Origin of the sequence: Dyella sp. (genome assembly GCF_051962475.1) — a bacterium.
Lineage (GTDB): Bacteria > Pseudomonadota > Gammaproteobacteria > Xanthomonadales > Rhodanobacteraceae > Dyella_A.
Genome location: NZ_JBQCCF010000060.1, coordinates 1 through 24014, shown reverse-complemented (window position 1 = coordinate 24014; position 24014 = coordinate 1). Strand labels below are relative to the sequence as shown.

Annotated in this window: 20 protein-coding genes; 9 read left to right on the top strand and 11 right to left on the bottom strand. The window is 67.9% G+C overall.

Annotation, left to right across the window (positions count from 1 at the left end; genetic code table 11):
* Both ACTHJF_RS13310 and ACTHJF_RS13305 read right to left on the bottom strand, forming a co-directional pair.
* A partial coding sequence (locus ACTHJF_RS13310; protein WP_440267533.1) for an inositol monophosphatase family protein occupies positions 1-453 on the bottom strand: 453 nt, incomplete at its 3' end.
* Positions 450-1229, bottom strand: coding sequence for a type II secretion system protein N (locus tag ACTHJF_RS13305; RefSeq protein ID WP_440267532.1), 780 nt, complete (start codon positions 1227-1229; stop codon positions 450-452). The genes ACTHJF_RS13305 and ACTHJF_RS13310, both read right to left, overlap by 4 nt.
* A gap of 68 nt (positions 1230-1297) precedes the next feature.
* Between ACTHJF_RS13305 and ACTHJF_RS13300 the strand changes: the two genes are divergently transcribed.
* The gene (locus ACTHJF_RS13300) at positions 1298-2662 is read left to right on the top strand and encodes an adenosylmethionine--8-amino-7-oxononanoate transaminase (protein ID WP_440267531.1); all 1365 of its coding nucleotides are present in this window, start codon (positions 1298-1300) and stop codon (positions 2660-2662) included.
* A 65-nt stretch (positions 2663-2727) separates the two neighbouring features.
* A complete protein-coding gene (locus ACTHJF_RS13295) occupies positions 2728-3462 on the top strand; it encodes a 16S rRNA (uracil(1498)-N(3))-methyltransferase (protein WP_440267530.1) in 735 nt (244 codons plus the stop codon).
* A 59-nt stretch (positions 3463-3521) separates the two neighbouring features.
* Here ACTHJF_RS13295 and ACTHJF_RS13290 read toward each other — a convergent pair whose 3' ends face one another.
* The 7 genes from ACTHJF_RS13290 to pilG all read right to left on the bottom strand — a co-directional run bounded on the left by ACTHJF_RS13290 (position 3522) and on the right by pilG (position 15264).
* Positions 3522-3998, bottom strand: coding sequence for a chemotaxis protein CheW (locus tag ACTHJF_RS13290; protein WP_440267529.1), 477 nt, complete (start codon positions 3996-3998; stop codon positions 3522-3524).
* On the bottom strand, positions 3998-5704 hold the full coding sequence (locus ACTHJF_RS13285; protein ID WP_440267528.1) for a chemotaxis protein CheB: 1707 nt from the start codon (positions 5702-5704) through the stop codon (positions 3998-4000). Before ACTHJF_RS13285 ends, ACTHJF_RS13290 begins: the two co-directional genes overlap by 1 nt.
* Positions 5697-11744, bottom strand: a complete 6048-nt coding sequence (locus tag ACTHJF_RS13280) for an Hpt domain-containing protein (RefSeq protein WP_440267527.1) — start codon at positions 11742-11744, stop codon at positions 5697-5699. The genes ACTHJF_RS13285 and ACTHJF_RS13280 overlap by 8 nt, the downstream gene beginning before the upstream one ends.
* A 73-nt stretch (positions 11745-11817) precedes the next feature.
* The gene (locus ACTHJF_RS13275; protein WP_440261133.1) at positions 11818-13848 is read right to left on the bottom strand and encodes a methyl-accepting chemotaxis protein; all 2031 of its coding nucleotides are present in this window, start codon (positions 13846-13848) and stop codon (positions 11818-11820) included.
* Positions 13849-13964: 116 nt separating this feature from the next.
* Entirely contained in the window at positions 13965-14504 is a 540-nt protein-coding gene (locus ACTHJF_RS13270; RefSeq protein WP_440267526.1) for a chemotaxis protein CheW, read from the bottom strand.
* Positions 14501-14872: a response regulator gene (locus ACTHJF_RS13265; protein WP_431634183.1), complete on the bottom strand. Its 372-nt coding sequence runs from the start codon at positions 14870-14872 to the stop codon at positions 14501-14503. The genes ACTHJF_RS13270 and ACTHJF_RS13265 overlap by 4 nt, the downstream gene beginning before the upstream one ends.
* Before the next feature lie 32 nt (positions 14873-14904).
* Positions 14905-15264, bottom strand: a complete 360-nt coding sequence (gene pilG, locus ACTHJF_RS13260) for a twitching motility response regulator PilG (protein WP_431638170.1) — start codon at positions 15262-15264, stop codon at positions 14905-14907.
* A gap of 422 nt (positions 15265-15686) precedes the next feature.
* Between pilG and gshB the strand changes: the two genes are divergently transcribed.
* From gshB to ACTHJF_RS13225, 7 genes are all read left to right on the top strand, one after another.
* Positions 15687-16664 carry a glutathione synthase gene (gshB, locus tag ACTHJF_RS13255; protein ID WP_440267525.1) on the top strand — a complete coding sequence of 326 codons (978 nt, stop codon included), beginning with the start codon at positions 15687-15689 and terminating at the stop codon, positions 16662-16664.
* A 47-nt stretch (positions 16665-16711) separates the two neighbouring features.
* Positions 16712-17524, top strand: a complete 813-nt coding sequence (locus ACTHJF_RS13250) for an energy transducer TonB (protein ID WP_440267524.1) — start codon at positions 16712-16714, stop codon at positions 17522-17524.
* Positions 17525-17579: 55 nt separating this feature from the next.
* Complete coding sequence (locus tag ACTHJF_RS13245) at positions 17580-18149, top strand: YqgE/AlgH family protein (RefSeq protein ID WP_440267523.1); 570 nt, start codon at positions 17580-17582, stop codon at positions 18147-18149.
* 10 nt (positions 18150-18159) lie between these two features.
* Positions 18160-18627 (top strand): Holliday junction resolvase RuvX, encoded by a 468-nt coding sequence (gene ruvX / locus ACTHJF_RS13240; protein WP_440267522.1) that lies wholly within the window; start codon positions 18160-18162, stop codon positions 18625-18627.
* The gene (locus tag ACTHJF_RS13235; RefSeq protein WP_440267521.1) at positions 18624-19550 is read left to right on the top strand and encodes an aspartate carbamoyltransferase catalytic subunit; all 927 of its coding nucleotides are present in this window, start codon (positions 18624-18626) and stop codon (positions 19548-19550) included. The genes ruvX and ACTHJF_RS13235 overlap by 4 nt, the downstream gene beginning before the upstream one ends.
* A 66-nt stretch (positions 19551-19616) precedes the next feature.
* Positions 19617-21389, top strand: a complete 1773-nt coding sequence (locus ACTHJF_RS13230) for a hypothetical protein (protein WP_440267520.1) — start codon at positions 19617-19619, stop codon at positions 21387-21389.
* Between the two features lie 230 nt (positions 21390-21619).
* Positions 21620-21979, top strand: a complete 360-nt coding sequence (locus ACTHJF_RS13225; RefSeq protein WP_431634190.1) for a BON domain-containing protein — start codon at positions 21620-21622, stop codon at positions 21977-21979.
* An 84-nt stretch (positions 21980-22063) separates the two neighbouring features.
* Here the strand turns inward: ACTHJF_RS13225 and ACTHJF_RS13220 are convergent, their stop codons facing one another.
* Entirely contained in the window at positions 22064-23230 is a 1167-nt protein-coding gene (locus tag ACTHJF_RS13220) for a PilT/PilU family type 4a pilus ATPase (protein ID WP_431634191.1), read from the bottom strand.
* Between the two features lie 85 nt (positions 23231-23315).
* On the bottom strand, positions 23316-24014 hold a 699-nt coding region (locus ACTHJF_RS13215), incomplete at its 5' end, for a type IV pilus twitching motility protein PilT (protein WP_440267519.1).

Here is a 24014-nt window from a genome sequence, read left to right as displayed (position 1 = left end):
GTTGGCCGCGTGCACGCGCTTTCCTTCCGGGGAGGTTCCCTCAAAAAACGCGCCGCCACCGCGACGCGCCCACATGGTTTCGCCATAGACGGGAGCGTGCGACACGCCCAGTACCAATTCGCCCGCGTGCATCAGGGCGATCTGGGTGGAGAAATACGGCGTGCCACGCACGAAGCTCTTGGTGCCGTCCAGCGGATCGACCAGCCACAGCAGGCCGTCGCGACTGCCCTCCAGGCCGAACTCCTCGCCGTAGATCGCCGCCTCCGGCAGCGCTGCGGTGAGGATGCGACGGATCGCCAGCTCGGCCTCGCGGTCGGCGATGGTGACCGGGGTGTCGTCGGACTTCAGCTCCACGTCCACGCCCTTGCGCCAGTAATGCAGGATCACCTCGGCGGCGGCTGCGGCGGCCTCGCGGGCAGCGGCCAGGGCGGGGGTGAGATCGACAGGCATCATCGGGAAGCTCCGGCATTCAGGGCGCCCACGCCGGCGCCGCGTTGAAGATGGGTGACACCCTGCGCATCCGGCGGACCCAGACGGGCCAGCCAGCGTTGCAGTGCAGGGTCGTGATCGCGCGCGGACAGACGCGCGTCGAGGCGCCAGCCGATCGGGCTCAGCTGGAGCACGCCAGCCAGCGCCAGGGGGCCGCTGCCGCCGTCGCGCAGATCGGCACGGATCACGCCGTGGCTGCCGCTCAGGTCCGCCAGCAGGTCGCCCAGGGTGACGCCGGCCTGCGGCGTCTGCATGGCTGCGCGCGTCCAGCGCACGCGGCCCGACACGCTGTCGGGCCAGCCCTTGAGCACCTGCATCTGCTGTAGATCCAGCACAAGTTCGCCGCACGGCACGCCCCACGGCGTCGCCGACGGATGCGGCAGCGCGTCCAGCGTCAGGTGCAGCTGCACGCCGCGCCAACTGGCTGTGTCACCGTCACGCGCGACATCACCGTGACCGCGCAGGGCCGGTCCGTCGATGGCCGCGTGCAGGCGTACCTGGCCGAACAGAGCTCGGCGCGACAATTGCCAGTCCAGCCGGCCCAGCACCGTGCCGTCGGCCAGCACCGCCTCGCCTACTCGACCGTCCCACACGCTGCCCGACACCTCGCGCAGCTGCACGCCGCGCAGCCGCGTCTCGACCATCGGCGCAACCCAGCGCGCCGGCGCAAACCACACCAGCAACGCCAGCGTGACCACGACGACGGCAAGGCCCAGCAGCAGTTTCTTCCACCACGTCAACGCACGGACTCCGGCCTGGATCGATCGCGCGGCTTGAGTGCCCGGCGCGAGCCCACGATCATAGCCGGATGACTACGCACGACCGCAGCAACCGCGCACTCGCCCAGCGCGATCTCCGCCACGTCTGGCACCCCTGCACCCAGATGCATGACCACGAGCGCATCCCGATGGTGCCGATCGTGCGCGGCGAGGGCGCCTGGCTGATCGACGCGGACGGGCGCCGCTACCTCGACGGCGTCAGTTCCTGGTGGACCAACCTGTTCGGCCACGCCAACCCGCGCATCGCCGCGGCGCTGGCCGACCAGGCGCAGCAACTGGAGCACGTGATCTTCGCCGGCTTCACCCATGAGCCAGCCATCCAACTGGCCGAGGAACTGGTGCGCATCACCCCGCCCGGGCTGGAGCGGGTGTTCCTTGCCGACAACGGTTCGGCGGCGATCGAAGTGGGGCTGAAGATGAGCTTCCACTACTGGCTCAACCAGGGCCACGGCGAGAAGACCCGCTTCATTGCACTCACCGGCAGCTACCACGGCGAGACGCTGGGCGCGCTCTCGGTGAGCGACGTGGCGCTGTACCGCAAGACCTACGCGCCGCTGCTGCTGACGCCGATCCTGGCGCCCTCGCCGGACACCTACGAAGGCGAGCCGGGGGAGACGCCGCCGCAGATCGCCGCGCGCCGGCTGGGCGAACTGCGCGCGCTGCTGGAGCGCCATGCCCACGAGACCTGCGCGGTGATCGTCGAGCCGCTGGTGCAGTGCGCCGGTGGCATGCGCATGTACCACCCGGATTACCTTGTCGGCCTGCGCGCGCTGTGCGACGAGTTCGACGTGCACTTCATCGCCGACGAGATCGCCGTGGGCTTCGGCCGCACCGGCACGCTGTTCGCCTGCGAACAGGCACATGTGTCGCCCGACTTCCTGTGCCTGTCCAAGGGGCTCACCGCCGGCTTCATGGCGCTGTCGGCGGTGCTCACCACCGAGCGGGTGTACGAGGCGTTCTACGCCGAATACAACGCCGGCAAGGCCTTCCTGCACTCGCATAGCTACACCGGAAACCCGCTGGCCTGCCGGGTGGCGCTGGAGACGCTGGCGATCTTCCGCGAGGAGCCGGTGCTGGAGCGCAACCGCGCGCTGGCCGCCCATCTGGCGGCACGCGTCGCGCCACTGCGCGACCACCCGCATGTCGCCGACGTGCGCCAGACCGGGCTGATCGCCGCGGTCGAGCTGGTGGCCGACAAGGCGACGCGCCTGCCCTTTCCGGCCGGCGAGCGGCGCGGGCTGGAGGTCTATCTGCACGGGCTGGAGCACGGCGCCCTGCTGCGCCCACTGGGCAATATCGTCTACTTCATGCCGCCCTACGTGATCACGACGGACGAACTGGACCATCTCGTGGACACCGCCGTCGCCGGTATCGAACGCGCGCTGCGACAGTAAGCGCGCAGGGCGGCGCGCGGACGCGCTCGGCTATCCTTGGCGTTTCGCAACGCAACGTGCCCGCCATGCGCACCATCCGCATCCACGTCGACCACCCGTCGCTGACCGCCGGCAGCTCGCTCGCCCTGCCCGCGCAGGCCGCCGAGCATGTGGCGCGCGTGCTACGGCTGGGCGCGGGCGATCCGCTGGTGCTGTTCAACGGCGACGGCCACGACTACGCCGCCACCATCACGGAAGCAGGCAAGCGCCAGGTCAGCGTGGCGATCGGCGAGCGCACCGCAGTGACCAGCGAGTCGCCTCTGCGGCTGGTGCTGGCCCAGGCGGTGGCGCGCGGCGAGAAGATGGACCTGATCGTGCAGAAGGCCACCGAGCTGGGCGTGAGCGCCATCGTGCCGCTGCTGACCGAGCGTTCGGAGGTGAAGCTGGACGTCGATCGCGCGGCCAAGCGCCTGGCGCACTGGCAGGCGGTGATCGCCAGCGCCTGCGAGCAGAGCGGCCGGGCCGTGCTGCCCTCGATCGTCGCGCCGCAGCCGCTGGCCACCTGGCTGGATCGGCTCGATGGCGGCGCGCTGCGCCTGGCCCTGCTGCCCGACGGCAGCCGTCGCCCGCGCGAGCTGGCACCGACGCCGGACGGAGCGCTGCTGGTGGTGGGGCCGGAAGGCGGCCTGGGCGAACGTGACGTGGCCGCGCTGCTCGCGCATGGTTTCCAAGGGCTGCAACTGGGGCCGCGCATCCTGCGCACCGAAACGGCGGGGCTGGCGGCACTGGCCGCGCTGCAGGCGCTGCACGGCGACCTGTAACCCCTGCAAACGCAAACGGCGCGCCATCGGGCGCGCCGTTGCAGGGTCCAGCTGGTAACTCAGGCTTCGACGGCGAGCAGGCTGCCGAGCTCGCGCTCGATCATTTCCAGATCGGGAATCACCGCCATGTCGTCGCGCACCAGCACATGCGCGCGCACGCCCGGCGGCAGCGCGGTGCCGTCGTGGGTGGGGATGATCAGCTCGGAGTTGAGCGTGGTCAGGCGCGGGAAACCCTGGGTGAGCACGGCGATGAAGGGCAGCTCCGGATTGCCGCCCAGCGCCTTGAGCACGGCCACGCGCACCGCGAGGTCCGGGTCGCCCTCGCCGGCGCCGGCCAGGCGGGTGAACGACACCAGCGGCACGCGCCAGCCGCGCCAGGCGATACGGCCGAGCAGCCAGTCCGGCGCGCCTTCCACCGGCTCAGGCGTGGGCTGGGTGATCACTTCGGCGACCGTGGCGTTGGGCAGCAGCAGGCGCAGGTCGCCGGCCGGCACCAGCACGCAGCGGATTTCGCGCGGGAGGGGCTGTTCGCTCATCAGTATTCCTCGATCAGGCGCGCGGCGAGTTCCGCCGGCGTGCCGGAAAAGTCGGCCAGGTGTTCGGCCAGCACGCCGCCGACCATGTCGGCGTAGTGCTCACCCGGAGCATCCTCGACCCAGATGCGGCCGCCGCGGTCGTGCACCGCCTGGCAACCGGCCACGGCGTCGTTGGCCTGCCCGGCGAACACGATCGCCAGGGCATCCACACCGAACACGTTGGCCACGGCCGTGAAGCTGGCATCGATCGACGGGCTGCTGGCGGGCGCGTTCTGCGCCGGCTTGATCTCCAGCTTGCCATCGCGGGTGAGGCGCAGCTGGCAATCCGGCGGCACCACCACGATCTCGCCGGAGCGCACGAACTGGCCGTGCGCGGCCGGGCGCACCGGCATCGAGGAGCATCCGGCCAACTCCTGCACCAGCTCTTCCACCGGGCGACCGCCCAGGTGCTGGATGTGCACGATGGTCGCGCGGAACCCCTGTGGAAGCCGGCGCAGGAACTCGGCGACGGAGGCCCGGCTGTCCAGCGTGGCACCGGTCAGCACGACACGGGACAAGCCACCGGCCAGCTCTTCGAGCAGCATTTCGTTGCCGGCGTGCGGATCGTAGGCCTTGGGCGCGATGGCCTCTTCCAGCGACACCAGCTCGAGCGTCATGAACGGTTCGGAAGCCGGCTCGGCGGCATCGGATTCGGGCGCCAGGAAGTCCAGCGCACTGACCTTTTCGATGCCGAACTCGGCGGCCGACGGACGGCTGGGAACAGGCGGCGCGGCGACGAGCTCTTCGTCGTCGACCAACGACCAGGCATCGGACAGCGTGAAGCGGTTTGGCGCCTCTTCCGCCGCTGCCTTCGCATCCTGTCTGGGCGCCGGCAGATCTACGACGGGATCGGCCAGACTCAGGCCCGCACCCAGCGGCGCGGCCGGCGACTCATCGGCGGCCGGCGGCTCTTCTGCGGCGCTGTCGACCGCGTCCGGTTCGAACGAGCTGTCCAGGAAGTCGCCGTCGTAAAGCGGCGATTCCGGCAGCGGCTGGTCCAGCTCGCCGAGCGCCAGCTCGTCCAGCTCGAAATCGTCCAGTTCGCGGGTATCCAGGTCCAGCTCCGACGAGCTGACGAAAGCGGGCGGCGCAGCAGGGCGCGCAGCCTCGGAAAAAGCATCCTCTTCGGCATCCCCCGGCAGCGGATCGCCGGCGAGCAGTGCTTCGAGCTCGGCTTCCAGCGATTCCGATTCGGCCGCGGTCTGCGCCTCGTGCAGGTCTTCCGCAGCGAGCGCGACGGTGGCCGCGAACGCGGGTTCATCCGATGCGTCGGCCTGTGCTGCGGCCAAGGCCGGCTCGACCTCGGCCGGAGCCGGGGGGCGCGGCGGATCGACGTCGCTGCGCGCCATCACCTTGGCCGCCAGATGACGGGCCCAGCGCGCGCGCGCCCAGCCGTCCAACGCCCGGCTGGATGCGGCCTCGTTGAACACGACCCGCGGATGGTCGCCCTGAATCGAATCGTCCAGCCGATCGAGTACCTCGTCGACGGCGTCGTCGAGGTTGATCACCACGACGTCGGCACCGATGCGCTCGAGCAGTGCCCTGCTGAGATCGGCCAGCCCGCCCTCGTGGACGATGCTGGCACCGCGCTCGTGCAGGGCCTCGCGCAGGTGGGCACCGAGCTCCGCGTCGTCAAACAGCAGGGCGACGGCCGTTGCTTCAGCCATTGGCGAGCTCCATCGCGCGCTGCTCGAGCACCTCCCCAATCTGCGCCAGCAGCTCGGCTTCCTGGTACGGCTTGCCGAGGTAGCGATCCACGCCGATGTCGAACGCGCGCTGGCGATGCTTTTCGCCGGTACGCGAGGTGATCATGATGATCGGCACGTCGCGCAGGCGTGGATCCGCCTTCATGTGCTCGGCCAACTCGTAGCCGTCCATGCGCGGCATCTCGATGTCCAACAGCATCAGGTCCGGCACGCGCTGTTCGTGCAGTTTCTCCAGCGCGTCGACGCCGTCTTTCGCGGTGTTGACCTCGTAATCGTGTCGTTCCAGCACGCGGCCGGTGACCTTGCGCATGGTGATCGAATCGTCCACCACCATCACCAACGGCTTGGCGCGGGTCTCCTCGATCACCGGCGTGGACACCGGCGCCAGGCCCTCGGCCAGGCGCTGCTCGCGGCGGGCGATGCCGTAGCGCACCAGCGGGGCGAGATCCAGAATCATCAGCACCGAGCCATCGCCCATGATCGTTGCGCCGAGCAGGCCCGGCACCGAGCTGATCTGCGGGCCGACCGACTTGACCACGATCTCGCGCGAACCGATCACCGCGTCGATGCGGATTGCCGCACGCAGGTCGCCGGCGCGGGTGATCAGCAACGGCAGTTGCGGTTCGTCCGCGGCATAGCTGGCGGTGAGACCGAGCAGTTCGGCCAGATCGTGGATGCCGTAGTCCTCGCCGTTATGCAGGAACGACGGCTCGTCCGAAGCCAGGTGGATCGACAGCTCGTCCGGCGTGATGCGGGCTACGCCCTGCACCGAGGTCATTGGGATGGCGAAGGTGGACTCGCCGATGCGCACCAGGATCGCCTGGGTGACCGCCAGCGTGAACGGCAGGCGCAGCACGAAGGTGGTGCCCTTGCCCGGCTGCGATTCGATCGACAGCGAACCGCCGAGCTGCTTGATCTCGTTGGCCACCACGTCCATGCCCACGCCGCGACCGGCCAACTGGGTCACCGAACTGGCGGTGGAGAAGCCCGGCTGGGTGATCAGGGCGAGCAGCTGGTCGTCGCTCGGCTTGGCTTCGGCGCGCAGCAGCCCGCGTTCGACGCCGCGCTTGCGCACGGCTTCGCGATCGAGGCCGCGGCCGTCGTCCGAAAGGCGGACGACCACTTCAGTGGCCTCGCGGGCGACGCGGATGCGCACCGCACCCTCTTCCGGCTTGCCCGCCTTGCGGCGCTCTTCCGGTGACTCGATGCCGTGGGCGATCGCGTTGCGCAGCATGTGCTCGAACGGCGCCTTGATGCGGTCGAGCAGGTTGCGATCCATTTCGCCGTGCGCGCCCACCACATAAAGCTGGGCGCGCTTGCCCTCTTCCTGGGCGGCCTGGCGAAGCGTGCGACGCAGGTTCGGCACCATCGTGTCGAACGGCAGCATGCGCGTGCGCAGCAGACCTTCCTGCAGGTCCGAGCTCACGCGTGACTGCTGGATCAGCAGCGTCTCGGACTGACGGGTCAGTTCGTCGAGCATGCTCTGGATCGAGACAAGGTCCGACACCGACTCGGCCAGCGCACGCGAGTACTGCTGCAGCTGGGAGAACCGGTCGAGCTCCAGCGGATCGAACACCGCCATACCCGCTTCGCGATGCTCGCGCTGGAAGCGCGCGATGATCTGCGCCTCGGTTTCGATTTCCAGCATGCGCAGCTGGCTGCGCAGTCGCGCGACCGTCTGTTCCAGCTCGACCAGGTTGAAGCGGTAGCCGGCGACCTGCTGTTCCAGACGCGAGCGGTAGATCGCCACCTCGCCGGCATGGTTCACCAGGTTGTCCAGCAGCTCGGCGCGGACACGAATCTGTTCCTGCGGCGAACGGGCCTCGTCGTGGCCGTCCGGCAACAGTTCCGGCAGCAGCTCGGGCAGCTCGGCGGCGGCCACCGCCGGCTCGCGTGCCGGCGTAGCGGCCGCAGCCGACGCCATCTCCTCGCCGCGCTCGACCAGTGCCTCTTCGCCCGCGAGCGCGAGCAGGTGATTGATGGTGTCCTGCGGGTAGCGGATGCCCTTGTTCTGGCTGATCCGCTGCACCAGGGCATGCAGGCGGTCGAAGCCCACTTCCAGTGCGCCGATCAGGGTCGCCACCTGGGCACCCTCACCGCTGATCGGCTTCTCCAGCAGGGTCTCGATCGCGTGGGCCAGGTCACCCACCGGCACGAAGCCGGCGATGCGTGCACCACCCTTGAGCGTATGCAGGTCGCGCTGCAGCGAAGGCAGCTGGGCCAGATCCGCTGGCTCGGCGCGCCATTGGGCAAGCGCCTCGTCGGCGTGGTCGAGGATTTCGCGCGCTTCCTCGGCGAACACTTCGAGGAGATCCGGATCGATATCGCCGCGCCACAGCTCGGCGTCCTCGGCACCCTCGTCCTCGTCGCGTTCGTCCTCGCTTTCCTCGGCCTGCTCCTCGGCCACGGCCTGCTCGACCGCCTCGTCGGATGCGGTCGCCGGCAACTCCGGCTCCTCGGCATCCAGCGCCTCGGACGGCGATGCATCGGCCGGCAGCTCGTCCGCGTCCTCGGCGGGAACGGCGGCGGTCTCTTCGGCAGCGGCCGGCGCCTCGTCCGCGGCCTCAAGTGGCTCTTCGACCGGGATCATCTCGGTCTCGGCATGCTCTTCAGCAGGCTCTGTATCGTCGGCTTGTGCCTCGGCATCGGCTTCCTCGACGGAGGCCGGTTCGGCCGGCGTTTCGTCGAGCAAGCCGGCGAACATCGCCGCGATGTCCTCTTCGTCGGAGGCCATCGGTGTTGTCGGCGGCGTCGGCGGCGTCGGCAGCGATGCACCCTGCTGCAACGGATCGAATGCGTCCAGCGCCGCCATCATCTCGTCGGCGAGACGATCGTGATGCTCGTCCTCGAGCTGCTGCTCGCGGCGTGCATCCACTTCGGCGAGGCTCTCGTCCAGTGCGGCGGCCGCCTCGGCGTGCGAATCGCCCGCCTCGCCTTCGTCGGCATCCTCGTCGCGCGATTCGAAGACAACGTGCGCCACCTGCGGTTCGGGCTGCGCATCGCGCAGTTCGGTGATGCGGGCGACCAGCGCGTCGACGTCGGGCAACTGCGGATCGACAGCGTCGAACTGGGCCATGACGTGATCGACCACGTCGGCCGAGCGGCCCAACAGATGCAACCCTTCAGTCGACAGCGGCACATTGGCCGCGCGCAGGCGCTTGAGCAGGCTCTCCAGCGGAGACAGGAGCTGCGTAAGCAGCGAAATGTCGACCATGGCGATGGCGCCGTGTAGCGTGTGCACGGCGCGCAGCAAGGCATCCTCGATGCGCAGCTCAGTGCCGCTGCGGCCGATATGCGCGCGGATGGTCTGCAGGTACTGGGCCACTTCGCTGCGCAGAATTTCCAGCAGCACCGAGTCGACCGGCGGCATCACCGGCATTGCGATGCTTTCGGCCGGCGCGACGGGCTCCGACGGCGCCGTCTCGGCCGCGCTCGCCAAGGTGGCGGCGGGCACGTCGGCACTGGCGGTATCGAAGCGCGGCACGCGGCGACGCACGACGCGGCGCACGGTCTCGGTGGCTCCGGTGGCGAACTGCGAAATGTCCGCCTGCTCGCCAGCGGCCAGGCGGTCGGCGGTCTGCATGATGGCACCCAGCGGCGCATCCGGCGTGCCTTCCCCGCGCAGCGCCGTCAGCAACTGCGGCAACGCGGCGATGGCATGGCGCACCAGCGCCTGCACACCCTCGTGCGGCTCGATGCTCTGGTCCAGCATGCGATTGAGCATGTTCTCCACGCGCCAGGCGAATTCACCCAGCGTGGTCGCGCCCACCAGGCGGCCCGATCCCTTGAGCGTGTGGAACGAGCGGCGGATCGGCGTGAGCGCGGCGATCTGCGCAGGATCGGCCAGCCAGGCCTGCTCGGCGCTCTGCAAGTTGTCGATCTCTTCCTGCATTTCCTCCAGGAAGATCTCGCGAATGTCGTCGTCGATGCCGTCGGTGGAACTCTGGAAGCCCGCGTCCGCGGCCATCGGATCGGCCACCGGGCGCTGCTCGACCACTTCCTCCTCGATCTCGATCCAGTCTTCGCCGCCGTCGCCGGCATCCGCACCCGCCATGGCGGCAGACGAATCCACCGTCTCGGCCAGATGCAGGCCCGACACGTCCTGCGCGGGCTCGGCCGGCACCGGCGCCTGACCGAACATCAGGCTGCCGAGATCGTCGCCAGCGCCCACGCTTACCGACTCGGACAGCGCCGGCTGGGCGGCCAGCTCCTCGTCCAGTCCAGCCAGGGCATAGCCGGAGGGCTCCACCGGCAGTTCCGGCTCGGGCGCGGGGAGCGGCGCGCGCGCCGCCGGCACCGGCCAGTAGCCGAGCATCGACAGGCTGAGCTCGGCCACGTCGAGGATGTGCTCGAGTCCGCCGCGATGCTCGCGGGCGGCCTCCAGGTAGTACTCCAGGGCAGCCAGCGCATCGGCCAGGTGGTCCATCTGCGCGCTGCTGGGCACGCGACGATCGCCCAGCAGCTCGTTGCCGATGAACCGGCCGATACCGTCGGCCAGCTCGGCCGGACGCGTGCTCGCAAGCATGCGCATGGCGCCGGCGACCTCTTCCATCTGGCCGGGTGCGTCCTTGAGATGGTGGTGCTGCCAGGCCGATTCGACGAAGCCGACGATCGCGTCCTTGACACGATTGGTGTTGGCGGTGGCCTCCTGCATCAAGGTGGCCATGATGTGGCGAGCCTCGCTGCGCGGCAGCGCTGGCGTGGCGCCCATCTCGGCGCTCGGCTCTTCGCTGCTGCCGAGGCTCTCGATATGGTCGTCCAGCGACGCTTCCACGTAGAGCAGCGCACCGGCAACGTCCAGCAGCGTCTCGTCCTCGGCCGCTCGCATGCGGTTGGCAATCTCGTCGAGGATGCGGCGCTGCTCGTTGATCACGCGGCGCGGCACGCTCAGCGCCAGCATGCCCAGCGTATCGCCTACGCGTTCGAGCACTTCGCTCTGCGCCGCCAACTGGGCCGGGTCGGCGTCGCTCTGGCGCAAGAACAGATCCAGCGCCTCCTTCACCCGCAGCAGGTCCTCCTTCAGCGCGCGCGAGACGGAGTCGAGCAGCGCGCGGTTGTGGCCGGCCATCGAGCCGCGCGCGTGTTCCAGTTCGGCGGCGTCGGGAAGCAGGCTGTCCAGTGCATAGGTTTCGCGCAGCAGTTGCATCTGCGGACTGCGCTGTTTGGCCTGCGCCACGATGAAGAGCAGCTTGCGCGCCAGGTCGTCGGCATCGCCGCCGCGCAGGCTTTCCTCGCCATGCTCGAGCATCTGGCGGATGCTGCGATCGACCTTGCCGATCAGCTGGCGCACTTCGGCGGCTTGCGTCTTGAGATGCCCTTGCTCGAGCCCTTCCAGCGCGCCGGCGGCAATCCACCAAAGCCGACGACCGGGCGTGCTGTGACAGCAACCGGTGATCGCGTTGAGGGTGTCGCGCATGCCCAGCAACTGCTGATCGGCGTTCTGCCCGCGGAACCAGGCCAGCAACTGCTGCTGGAAGCGCAGGCGTAGATCGGCCACGCGACCGCGGCGCGCGAGCGCCTCGGTCTCGCTCACCGCCGGCGGAGCCTGCGGCGGTAGCGGCGCGTCGAGGCGCGGGTTGAACAGCGCCACTTCCGTCAGTGCCGCCATCTTGCGGCTGGCACGCAGCTCGTTGAGCAGCGGCAGCAGCACCACCGGCACGTCACGGTGGCCGCTGGAGAGGCGCTCGAGGTAGTCCGGCAGCTGCATGAGGCCGCGCATCAGTGAGGCATAGGCCTCTTCGCGCTGGGGCACGTGGTCCTCGAGAAGCGCGATGGACAGCGTCTCCATCTCGTCGGCGACCATGGCGGCGCCGTACAGCTCGACCATCTGCAGGGTGCCGTGCACCTGATGCAGGCTGTCGGCGCACGAGCGCATCGCATCCCGGTTGCCCGGGTTGTCGACGTAGGACTCCAGCGCATCGCGGGCCGCGGCCAGAGTCTCGTCGAGCTCCGGCTTGACCCACTGCAGGGTGGTGAAATCGATGTGGTCTTGAAGTCTCATGCGCCCCTCACTGCGGCTGCGCCAAAAGGCATAGCGCAACCGTCGAGGTTGCCCCCTGTCATGTAAGCCCGTGTCAACCCGGCAGCTTGAAGTGCGCCACCGAGCGGCGCAGATCGCTGGCCAGCTGTGCCAGGTAACCGATCGAGTCGGCCGTCTGGCTGGCGCCCTGCGACGTCTGCGAGGTGATTTCCTGGATCGCGTTCATCGATTGGGAAATGTCCGTCGCCGCCGCCGACTGCTGTCTTGCTGCCGTGGAGATGTTCTGAATCAGTGCGGACAGATCGTGCGAGACGCGCTCGATGTCGCCCAGCGCGCTGCCGGCGTCCTCGGCCTTGCGGGCTCCGGACACCACCTCGGCGGTGGTCTGTTCCATCGAGCTGACCGCCTCGTTGGTATCGGACTGAATCGCCTGCACCAGCGTTTCGATGCGCTTGGTCGCGCTCGCCGAACGTTCGGCGAGGCGCTGCACTTCGTCCGCCACCACCGCGAAACCGCGGCCGGCCTCACCGGCCGACGCTGCCTGGATGGCCGCGTTGAGCGCGAGGATGTTGGTCTGCTCGGCAATGTCGTTGATCAGTTCCACGATCGAGCCGATTTCCTGCGAGGACTCGCCCAGGCGCTTGATGCGCTTGGAGGTTTCCTGAATCTGGTCGCGGATCGAGTCCATGCCCGAGATGGTCTCGCGCACCACTTCGGCGCCGCGCGAGGCGATCTGCACCGAGCGCTCGGCCACGTCGGCCGACTCGGCCGAATCCTTCGACACGTTGTCCATCGAACTGGCGATCTGATTGATCGCCGAGGTCGCGGTACTGATGCGCTGCGCCTGCGCCTGCGCCGATTCGGCCAGCTGGCGGGCGGTGGTCTGGGTTTCCTGCGCCGACGAAGAAACCTGCTCGGAGGTCTCGTTGATCGTGGTCACCAGAGTGCGCAACTCATCGATGGCGTAGTTCACCGAGTCGGCGATGGCGCCCGTGATGTCTTCCGACACCGTCGTCTTCACCGTGAGGTCGCCTTCGGCGAGCGAACCCATTTCGTCCAGCAGGCGCATGATCGCCTCCTGGTTGCGCTGGTTGAGCTCGGCCGAATCCTGGAAGCGCTTGCGCTGGTCGCGCACCAGCGTGAACACCAGCAGCAGCGCGAACGCCACCGTGCCGATCGCGCCGATGATGCCCCACCACAGGTTCGGGAACAGCCGGCGCAGCGGCAGCTTGCCGATCTGGTCGGCCAGTTCGTTGGCGCGCAGCAGCACGTTCTGCGAATCCAGCGAGGCCTGGTTGCCGGCGCGCTTCACGTCGGCGATGTTGCCCGCGGCGGAAACCAGCTTGGCCACCGGATCGGCCAGGCCGCTCCAGCTGGTCTGCATGTCGTTGAGGATCTTCTGCGCGTTGGCGTCGTTCATCGCGCGGATGCCCGCGGCGCTGTCGCCCTCGGTCAGGCCCTTGAGCACTGTGCCGTACAGTTGCGCATCGCGGGCCAGGCCATCGGCGGCGGACTGCGCGGTGTCGCCACCCTGCAGCACCTCCTGCACGCGGCGGATCATGCGGTCGGCCACCAGCATCTGGCGCGACGAACCGAGCATCTGGTCCGCGCTGCCGTTCTTCTGCTGGAGGATGTTGACCACCTGCTCGGTGCTGGAATTGAGCAGCGGGATCTGCTTGGACAAGGTGTCGGCGCGACTGGCCGAGTCGAGCACCACCGACTTGTTCGACAGGATCTTGCCGATGTCGCCATCGAGCTGAGCCCAGGCATTGTTCAGCGCGGTGACGGCGCGACCGGCGGGCGAGGCGTTGTTGTCGCCGTAGGCCTGCATGCCACCCTTGGGATCGCCCTTGGTGAGCTTCTGCACGGCCGAATCGATGGCGTTACGGGTGGTGGCCAGCTCCTGGTAGGAGTTGACGTTGCCGTCCGCCGATTCGATCGCGTACTTCGCCGTCTGCTGCGACAGCACCTGGATCTGCGTGGTCAGTGCCACGGCCTGTCGGTCTTCGGCGTTCTTCTGGTTGAGAAAGACGAAATCCAGCGCCGCGAAACCGATCGAGATCAGCAGCAGAACGATCAGGCCGGTATAGCCGCGTTCCTTGCCGATGCCCCCTGTAGTGCTCATGTTCACCTCACCCTTCCACAACCGTGGGTCCATGCGCCGCGCGCACCGCCCGAGACTTGCCGCCCCTGTTTCCGGCCCGAATGCGGCACCGGCCCTACCTCAACGCTTATCGAACGTCAGGCCGCGGCCTGACGGAAATCCGGGGCACGTACCAGCTTGCCCATGCTGAACAACGCCAGCTTCTGCTCACCGACCCGGTCATCGACAAAACGCGCCAGGCGCGGATCGTCCTCCGGCTCCGCCTCCCGTCGCTGCTGTTCGTCGACCGTACGCTGGCCGAACACCTCGTCCACCATCAGCGCCACGCTGCCGCCGCTCTGCCGGACCACCAGCAGGCGCGTGCGCTCGCTGGGCTGGGTCCGGGCGCCGAACAGGAATCGACCCAGGTCGATGACCGGCACCAGATTGCCGCGCACGTTGGCGACACCCAGCAGCCACGGCAGCGTGCCGGGTACCGGAGTCAGCACCGGCACGGCCAGAAGCTCATTGATTTCGTCGATGCTGCTGACAAACAGACGCGAACCGACGCGATAGCCGATGCCGCGCCACAACCCCGGCGCCTCCATGGTCTGTCGCGTGTCCGATGCGTGCGCCAGCGAGAGCCGCTCGTAGCGGGCGAGCACCTCGAACGGAGAGAGATTGACTGCCTCGTTCATGCCGCGCTCGGCAACAGGTCGTTGATGCACGCCAACAGCTCTTTTTCCTTCACCGGCTTGGTGATGAAGGCACGCGCGCCCTGGCGCAGGCCCCAGACGCGATCGGTTTCCATCGATTTGGTGGTGATCATCACGATCGGCACCGCCGAGGTCGCCGGATCGCGCGTCAGCGTGCGTGTGGCCTGGAAGCCGTTCATGCCCGGCATGATCACGTCCATGATCACCAGGTCGGGCAGGTCGGCGCGCACGCGCTCCACGCCCTCTTCGGCCGTGCTTACGGCGGACACCGAATGACCGGCCCCCTCGAGCAACGTGGTGAACACCCGCACGTCGGTGGGTGAGTCGTCGATGATGAGAATCTTTGCCACAGGCCTCCCCTCAGACGCCGGAGTCACGGAAATCAGGCTGCCGTACCCACATGGCGGTGTATGGCTCCCAGCAGTTCGTCACGCGTGAACGGCTTGGTCAGGTATTGCTCGGCGCCGACGATGCGGCCACGGGCCTTGTCGAAAAGCCCGTCCTTCGAGCTGAGCATGATGACCGGGGTGGCCCGGAACTGGGGGTTGTTCTTGATCAGCGCGCAGGTCTGATACCCGTCCAGGCGCGGCATCATGATGTCAACGAAGATGATGGACGGCTTCTGGTCGGAAATCTTCGCCAGGGCCTCGAAGCCGTCGACGGCTGTCAGCACGTCGCAGCCTTCCTTCTTCAGCAAGGTTTCGGCCGTGCGCCGGATCGTCTTGGAGTCGTCGATCACCATGACCTTCAGACCGGCCAATCCGTTTGCACTCACGTTCAAGTTCACTCAACCCCCCTGTGGCCCGCCCCAGGCTCAGGTGAAGCACTCACCGCGCTGGTGGGATTGCCGTGCGCGGTTCGTGCAGATGAAAAGAATCCAGCTTTTATTTGGTAGAGACGCCTTTTTCGGATGACGCCTTCAGCCGTTGCTGTTTACCGCTTGCCCCACGGCCCGTCAAGCCAAAATGAAGCGGGATGCCGATTGTGCCGCCCTTCCACGAAGATGTCGGCCTCCACGCCCCGGACTTGATCGCCCCACCCTCCTGGGCGGCGCCTTGCCGGGCAGCCTGCGCTCGGCCACCATCACGTTCCCGCCGCCGTCGGCTACCGCAACGCGGAGCCGATGCCGTCACCCCACTCCAGTCACCCCACCCGGAGAAACCCATGTCGTTCTCGGTCGCCGTGCTGATGGACCCCATCGGCGCCATCAAGATCGCCAAGGACAGCACCTTCGCCATGCTGCTCGAAGCGCAGCGCCGCGGCCATCGGCTGTTCTACATGGAACAGGGCGACCTGGCACTGCGTGACGGGTCGCCGTGGGCGCGTCTGGCACCACTGACCGTGAAGGATGATCCCAGCGGCTGGTTCAGCATCGGCGAGGCGTGCTGGCGCGACCTGCGCGAGCTCGACGTGGTGCTGATGCGCAAGGACCCGCCGGTCGACCAGCAGTTTCTCTACGACACCATGGTGCTGGAGGCCGCGCAGCATCACGGCGTACAGGTGATCAACGATCCACGCGCGCTGCGCGACTGCAACGAGAAGGTGTTCGCGCTGCACTTCCCACAGTGCATGGCGCCGACCCTGGTCGCGCGCGATCCCGCCGAGTTGCGCCGGTTTGTCGACGAGCATGGCGAGGCGGTGCTCAAGCCGCTGGACGGCATGGGCGGGCGCGGCATCTTCCGCGTCCGGAGTGGCGACAGCAACCTCAACTCCATGCTCGAAACCCTGCTCGGCGGGGATTCGCACGGCCAGGGCCGGCAGTTCGCGGTGGCGCAGAAGTTCATCCCGCAGATCAGCGCGGGCGACAAGCGCGTGCTGCTGGTGGACGGCGAACCGGTGCCCTATGCGCTGGCGCGCATCCCCCAGGGCAACGAGTTTCGCGGCAACCTCGCCGCCGGTGGGCGCGGCGAAGGCGTACCGCTGTCCGATCGCGATCGCTGGATCGCCGCCGAGGTGGGGCCGGAACTGGTCCACCGCGGCCTGCGTTTCGTGGGGCTGGACGTGATCGGCGATTATCTGACCGAGATCAACGTCACATCCCCGACCTGCATCCGGGAGCTGGATGCCCAGTTCGGGCTTAACATCGCCGGCACCCTGTTCGACGCCATCGAACGCACCGCCGCGGAACCCGTGTCTCAGTGAGCAACGCCGTCCCTCGCCCCCAACGCCCCGACATGATCGGGGCCACCATGCTGTTTTCCCTGCTGTTCCATGGCGTGCTGCTGCTCGGCATCACGTTCCAGTTCGTCAAGCCGGCTTCGAGCCTGCCTACGCTGGACGTGACCCTGGTCAACGTGGCCAACCGGCAAGCGCCGGACAAGGCCGATTTCCTGGCGCAGGCCAACAACCGCGGCGGCGGCGATCGCGACCGTGCCGAACGGCCCTCCAACACCTTCACCGGCCCGTTGCCCAAGCCCACCCCGGGCATTGCCAGCGCCCACGTGCAGGCCACCACGCCCGCGCCGCAGCCGCCGACCGACCAGCGCCTGGTCACCACCCGCGGCGACAGCCGTTTCAGTGTCGATGCCAGCACCGGCAAGCCGGAGGTGACCAGCGACCCGAATGATCGCGCCGCCGAACTGCGCCGCGAGCAGGAGATCGCCCAACTCGCCGCCGAACTGCGCCACAAGAACGAGGCGTACGCCAAGCGGCCGAAAAAGAAATACATCTCCGCCAACACCCGCGAGTACGCGTATGCGGCCTACATGCGCGGCTGGTCCGACCGGGTCGAGCGCATCGGCAACCTCAACTATCCAAGCGAAGCACGGCGGCGCCAGCTGCACGGGGAGCTGCTGCTCACGGTGGGCCTCAACCGCGGCGGCGGCATCAACAGCATCGAGGTGATCAAGAGCTCCGGCTCGCCGCTGCTGGATGCCGCGGCCGAGCGCATCGTGCGGCTGGCCGCACCGTTTCCGCCGATTCCCCGCGACAAGGGCGTGGACGAGCTGTACATCACGCGGACCTGGCAATTCCTGCCCGGCGACATCCTGCGCAACAAGTAACTGCGCAGCAGCCGGCGTACAGGCAGGCCGCGGTCGGCGGGACTACAATGCGCCGATGCGTGACTCCCTCCCCTCCTCCCTCGCCGGGCACTTCCTCATCGCCATGCCCAGCCTGGCCGACGCACCGTTCTCGCGGGGCGTGGCGCTGCTGTGCCAGCACGACGAGGACGGCGCCATCGGCCTGCTGATCAACCAGCTGTCCGAATACCGCATGGGCGACATCCTCGGCCAGATGAAACTCGATTGCGCCGATCCGGAGCTTGCCGACGCGCCGGTGCTGATCGGCGGCCCGGTGCAGCAGGAGCGGGGCTTCGTGCTGCATCGCGAGCACGGCCACTGGGAATCCAGCTTCCGCGTCAACGACGTGTGGTCGATCACCACCTCGCGCGACATCCTTATCGCGATGGCCGCAGGGGAAGGACCGCGCCACGCGCTGCTGGCGCTGGGTTACTCCGGCTGGAGCGCCGGCCAGCTCGAGCAGGAGCTCAAGGACAACAGCTGGCTCACCGTAGAAGCCAGCGACCGGGTCATTTTCGACACTCCGCTGGAGGAGCGCTGGAGCGCTGCCGCCGGCCTGATCGGGCTCGATCCGCTGCAGCTCCCCGGCTACGCCGGCCACGCATGAGTCCGGCCCGATGAGCTGTGTGCTGGGTTTCGACGTGGGCAGCAAACTGATCGGCGTGGCCGTCGGCAACCGCTTCACCCAAAGCGCACGGGCGCTCGCCACCGTCGCCATGCGAGAGGGTCAGCCGGACTGGTCCGCGCTCGATCGCCTGCATCGCGAATGGTTGCCGCAGGCGCTGGTGGTCGGCCTTCCGCTCACTCTCGACGGCGCCGAGCAGCCGGCCAGCAAGCTGGCCCGGCGCTTCGCCGACGGGCTCAGGCAGCGCTACGGCACCGCGCCCGTACTGGTGGACGAACGGCACAGCTCGCGCGAAGCGGCCGAACGCTTCGCTGGCGCGCGCGCAGCCGGCCTGCGCCGTCGCCGCGATGGCGCACAGGTCGATGCCGAAGCGGCCGCCGTGATCCTCGAGCGCTGGCTGGCCACGGCCGAGCTCGACTCACCCCTTTCTTCCTCCGCACCCAACGCCGAGTTGCCATGAGCCCACGCCTGCGTCACCTCACCACGCTCGAACATCTGCCGCGCGAGACGATCGAGCGCCTGCTCGACCGCGCCATGGCCATGCGCGACGCCTGCGCCCACGGTACGCGCAAGATCGACCTGCTGGCCGGCCGCACGGTGCTCAACCTGTTCTTCGAACCCTCCACCCGCACGCGCACCTCGTTCGAACTGGCGGCGCGGCGCCTGGGCGCCGACGTGGTGAATTTCGACATCGGCTTTTCCTCGGCCAACAAGGGCGAGGAGCTGTACGACACGCTGCACACGCTCGAGGCGATGCACCTGGATGCGATCATCGTGCGGCACAAGGTGTCCGGCACACCCGACGAGCTGGTGCGCCACGCGATGAGCGGCGTGTCGGTGATCAACGCCGGCGACGGCAACCGTGCGCACCCCACCCAGGGCCTGCTCGACGCGCTCACCATCCGCCAGCATCGCCCGGATTTCGAGAACCTCAGCGTGGCCATCTGCGGCGACGTAAAGCACTCGCGCGTGGCCCGCTCGGACGTGCACGCGCTCAGCGCGCTGGGCGTGCGCGACATCCGCCTGTGCGGCCCAGCCTCGCTCATGCCAGACGCGGCGGAATTTCCGCAGTGCCGGTTCATGGAAGATTTCGACAAGGCCATCGAGGGCGTCGATGCGGTGATCATGCTGCGCCTGCAGAAGGAACGCATGGCGCAGACCGACCTGCCCGACGAAGCGGCCTACTTCCGCCAGTACGGACTGGACACCACCCGCCTGGCCAGGGCGCGCAAGGGGTGCCTGGTGATGCATCCGGGGCCGATCAACCGCGGCATCGAAATCGCCTCGGACGTGGCCGACGGCGCGCAGTCGCGCATCCTGGAGCAGGTCGGCAACGGCGTGTTCATACGCATGGCGGTGCTCGGCGAGTTGCTTGCCCGCTGACCTGCGGAACGTCACCAACAGACGGCATAATGGCCGCCGCGATACCACAATCAAATGGGGAAGATTATGCGACCGATGAAGCGCGCACTGGCGCTCGGCGTGGCCGGCATCCTGCTGGCTGCCTGCGGCCACAAGGACAAGGATGCACCGTTGGCCTTCGTTCCGGCGGACACGCCGTACGTGGCGGCCAACCTCGACGTACTGGACGATGACACCCGCGCGGCATTGTTCGCCCAGGCCAACGCCCAGTTGCCCGCGCAGGTGGCGCAGATGAAGTCGGCAGCGGACGAGCTGAAGGCCACCGATCCGGACACCGCCAACCTGCTGCGCGCATTCGCGAGCGAGTTCGACGGCAAGACCGTCGAGCAGTTCGCCCAGAACGCGGGGCTGAACGTGAAGGGCTACTCGGCCTTCTACGGCCTCGGACTGGCGCCGGTGGCCCGCTTCCAGCTCACCGACCCGGCCGCGTTCGACGCCTTCGTCGGCCGGCTGGAAACGGCCTATGGCAAGAAGCTCGACACCGCCAAGCTCGGTGACGTGAGCTATCGCCGCCACGTCTCGACCACCGCAGGTACCGAGGTCATCCTCGCCGTGGTGGGCAAGCAGGCAGTTGCCGCCCTGCTGCCGTCCGATGCCTCCGACGCCTTACTGCGACAGGCGCTGGGCCTGGATCGCCCGGCCAAGAGCCTGCAGGACGACGGTCGCCTGACCAAACTCGCCAAGGCCAAGGGCTACGGCAAGCAGGCCGTGGGCCTGGTCGACCTGAGCCACCTGCTACCGCTGATCGCCAGCGGCAAGGATCCGTTGTTCCAGGCCATGTTCAAGGCCCATGCGCAGGCCGAGTCGACCAAGACCGGCGAGCCGGTGGCCAACCAGATGCAGATCCCCGCTTCGTGCGAAACCGATGCCGCCCGCATCGCCGCGCGCGTGCCCACGCTGAGCTTCGGCTACACCCGGCTGGATGCCAAGCACCAGGACATGCGCCTGGACATGGCGATGGCCAGCGACATCACCCAGGCGTTCGCCGGGCTGAAGGTGGCGCTGCCGGGCCTGGGAACCGACGCCAGCGCGCCGTTCGACATGAGCCTGGCCCTGCCCGTGGCCGACCTGCGCGCGTTCTGGACGGCCCAGGCCGACGCGGTGACGGCCAAGCCGTTCAGCTGCCCGGCACTGGCCGACCTCAATGAGGGTTTCGCCAAGCTCGGCCCGGCGATGCAGAAGGCGGCCATTCCGCCGTTCGGCGACCTGCTCGGCCTGCGCATCGCGCTGGACAGCCTCAACGCCGGCAACGGCCAGGGCGTGCCGAGCTTCACCGGTCGCATCGTGCTGGGCACCAGCAATCCGTCCGGCTTGCTGGCGATGGGCCAGATGATGACCCCGGCGCTGGCGCAGCTGAAGATCACCGCCGATGGCAAGCCGGTCGCACTGCCGGCCGATCTCACCAAGATGATCGGTCAGCCGGTGTGGGCAGCGATGGGCGAGAAGGCGCTCGCGCTGGCAATCGGCCCCGGTGAGGACGCCAAGCTCGCCGACACGCTGAAGGAGCCCGCAGGTGACGCCGGGCGCATGATGCGCCTGCACCTGGATGGCGCCATGTACCAGAACTGGATCCAGCTGATGATGGACAAGGCCGACAGTCTGGCCGCGATGAGTTCGGCGATGAACAAGGACGCCGCCCCCGGCACCGACCCGGCAGCCGCCCGCCAGGAAGCCGCCACCCGGGCGCACGCGCAGTTCCAGGCGCTGCAGGCCCAGGCTGCACGGATCAAGGCGCTCAGCACCGAGGCACACGTGGACGCCGACGGCCTGGTGATCACCAGCCAGACCGAACTCAAGTAAGGGCTCGGCACGCAGCCAACAGAAGGGGCGCCCACGGCGCCCCTTTTTTTGTACGTGAGCGTGGCGTGTGCGCCGTCACACGGCGGTCTTCGCAAGACCATCGCCGCGCTGAATCGCGCAGCGCGCGGCCCACAAGGCGTTCACGCGGGAATTGTTGCCATGGCCCCAGGTAGCCAACACGGGCACCGACTGCCTGAGGGCAGCGCCATTCAAGAGAGAGGAGAATCACCATGCGTACCCATCTGATCCGCAAGAACCTGGTCGCCATGGGCCTGATCGCCGCGTTTGCTGCCGCCCCGCTGGCGCAGGTCGCTGCCCAGGACAGCATGCCGAAGGCTTCGTCCAACCAGACCGTGCCGGACAAGGCAGCTGATGCCTGGATCACCACCAAGGTGAAGTCCGAGTTCGCCACCACCAAGGGCGTGGATGCCACCGACATCTCGGTCGACACCAATGACGGTGTGGTGCGCCTGAGCGGCCACGTCGGCAGCGCGGCCGAGAAGATGAAGGCCGAGCAGGTTGCCCGCGGCGTCAAGGGCGTGAAGAGCGTCGACACCAGCGGCCTGACCCTGACCGCAAGCGGCGAGTAAGCGCTCACAGCGCGACGAGCCGAAACGTCAAGGGGCCCCACGGGGCCCCTTCTTATTTGCCGCTCCCAGGCTGCCGCCCCCGCATCAGCGATGCAGCAGGCCGCCGCCGAACTGGTTCTTCTCGCGCGACTCTTCCAGCTCCACTCCGTCGAGCCCCTGCGACAGCGTGTGCGCGTCGCCCCCCTGTGCGAGCTTGATGCGCAGACGCACCTCGTTGGAGCTGTCGGCGTGGCGCAAAGCATCCTCGTAGCTGATCTCGCCAGCGTGGTAAAGCTCCACCAGGCTCTGGTCGAAGGTCTTCATCCCCAAGTTGGTGGACTCCTTCATCACTTCCTTCAGCTTGTGGATCTCGCCCTGGCGGATGTAGTCCTGCACCAGCGGCGTGCCCAGCAGTACCTCCACCGCCACCCGGCGGGCCTTGCCGTCCGGGGTTGGGATGAGCTGCTGTGCCACGATGCCCTTGAGATTCAGCGACAGGTCCATGAACAGTTGCTGGCGGCGATCCTCCGGGAAGAAATGCAGGATGCGGTCCATCGCCTGGTTGGCGTTGTTCGCGTGCAGGGTGCACAGGCACAGGTGACCGGTCTCGGAGAAGTTGATCGCGTGCTCCATCGTCTCGCGCGTGCGCACCTCGCCGATCATGATCACGTCCGGTGCCTGGCGCAGCGTGTTCTTCAGCGCGTTTTCCCAGCTCTCGGTGTCGATGCCGATCTCGCGCTGGGTGATAATGCATCCCTCGTGCTTGTGGACGTATTCGATCGGGTCTTCGATGGTGATGATGTGTCCGGTCGAATTGGTGTTGCGGTAACCGATCATCGCCGCCAACGAAGTCGATTTACCGGTGCCGGTGCCACCCACGAAGATGATGATGCCGCGCTTGGTCATCGCCAGTTGCTTGATCACCGGCGGCAGCGTGAGTTCTTCGATGGTGGGGATCTTCGACTCAATCCGGCGCAGCACCATGCCTACGCAGTTGCGCTGGTAGAAGCACGATACGCGGAAGCGGCCCACGCCCTGCGCGGAAATGGCGAACTGGCACTCGTGGGTTTTTTCGAACTCCTCGCGCTGCGAGGGCGTCATTACATTGAGCACCATGTCTCGCGACTGCTGCGGACTGAGCGGGCTCTGCGTGATCGGCACCACGCGCCCCTGCACCTTCATCGATGGCGCCACGCCGGCCGTGATGAACAGGTCCGAGGCTTTCTTGTGGACCATCAGCTTGAGGAACGAGGTGAAATCGAAATCGCTCATGGCGAGTCTCCTCCGGGAGACGAAAAAGCGTTGAACCCAGGCGCGAGCCGGGCGACGGAGCGATGCGCCCCGCCGGCCGCGGCATTTACTTGAAAGTTTCCTTGTTCTTGGCGTAGGTGAGCGCCTCCTGCCTCGTGACCATGCCGCGCTTGACCAGATCCTGCAGGTTCTGGTCGAGCGTCTGCATGCCGTATTGCTGGCCGGTCTGGATCGACGAGTACATCTGCGCGACCTTGTCCTCGCGGATCAGGTTCCGGATCGCCGGGATGCCCACCATGATCTCGTGCGCCGCGATGCGCCCGCCTCCCACCTTCTTCAGAAGCGACTGCGAGATCACCGCACGCAGCGACTCGGACAGCATCGAACGCACCATCGGCTTCTCGCCGGCCGGGAACACGTCGATGATGCGGTCCACCGTCTTGGCCGCCGAACTGGTATGCAGGGTGCCGAACACCAGGTGGCCGGTCTCCGCGGCGGTCAGCGCTAGGCGGATGGTTTCCAGGTCACGCAGCTCGCCCACGAGGACGTAGTCCGGGTCTTCGCGCAGCGCCGAGCGCAGCGCCTCGTTGAATCCGTGCGTGTCGCGATGTACCTCGCGCTGGTTGACCAGGCACTTCTGCGAGGTGTGCACGAACTCGATCGGGTCTTCGATCGTGAGCATGTGCCCATATTCGTTCTTGTTGATGTGATCGACCATCGCCGCCAGCGTGGTCGACTTGCCCGAGCCAGTCGGTCCGGTCACCAGGATCAGACCCTGCGGCTGCTCGATCAACTCCTTGAAGAT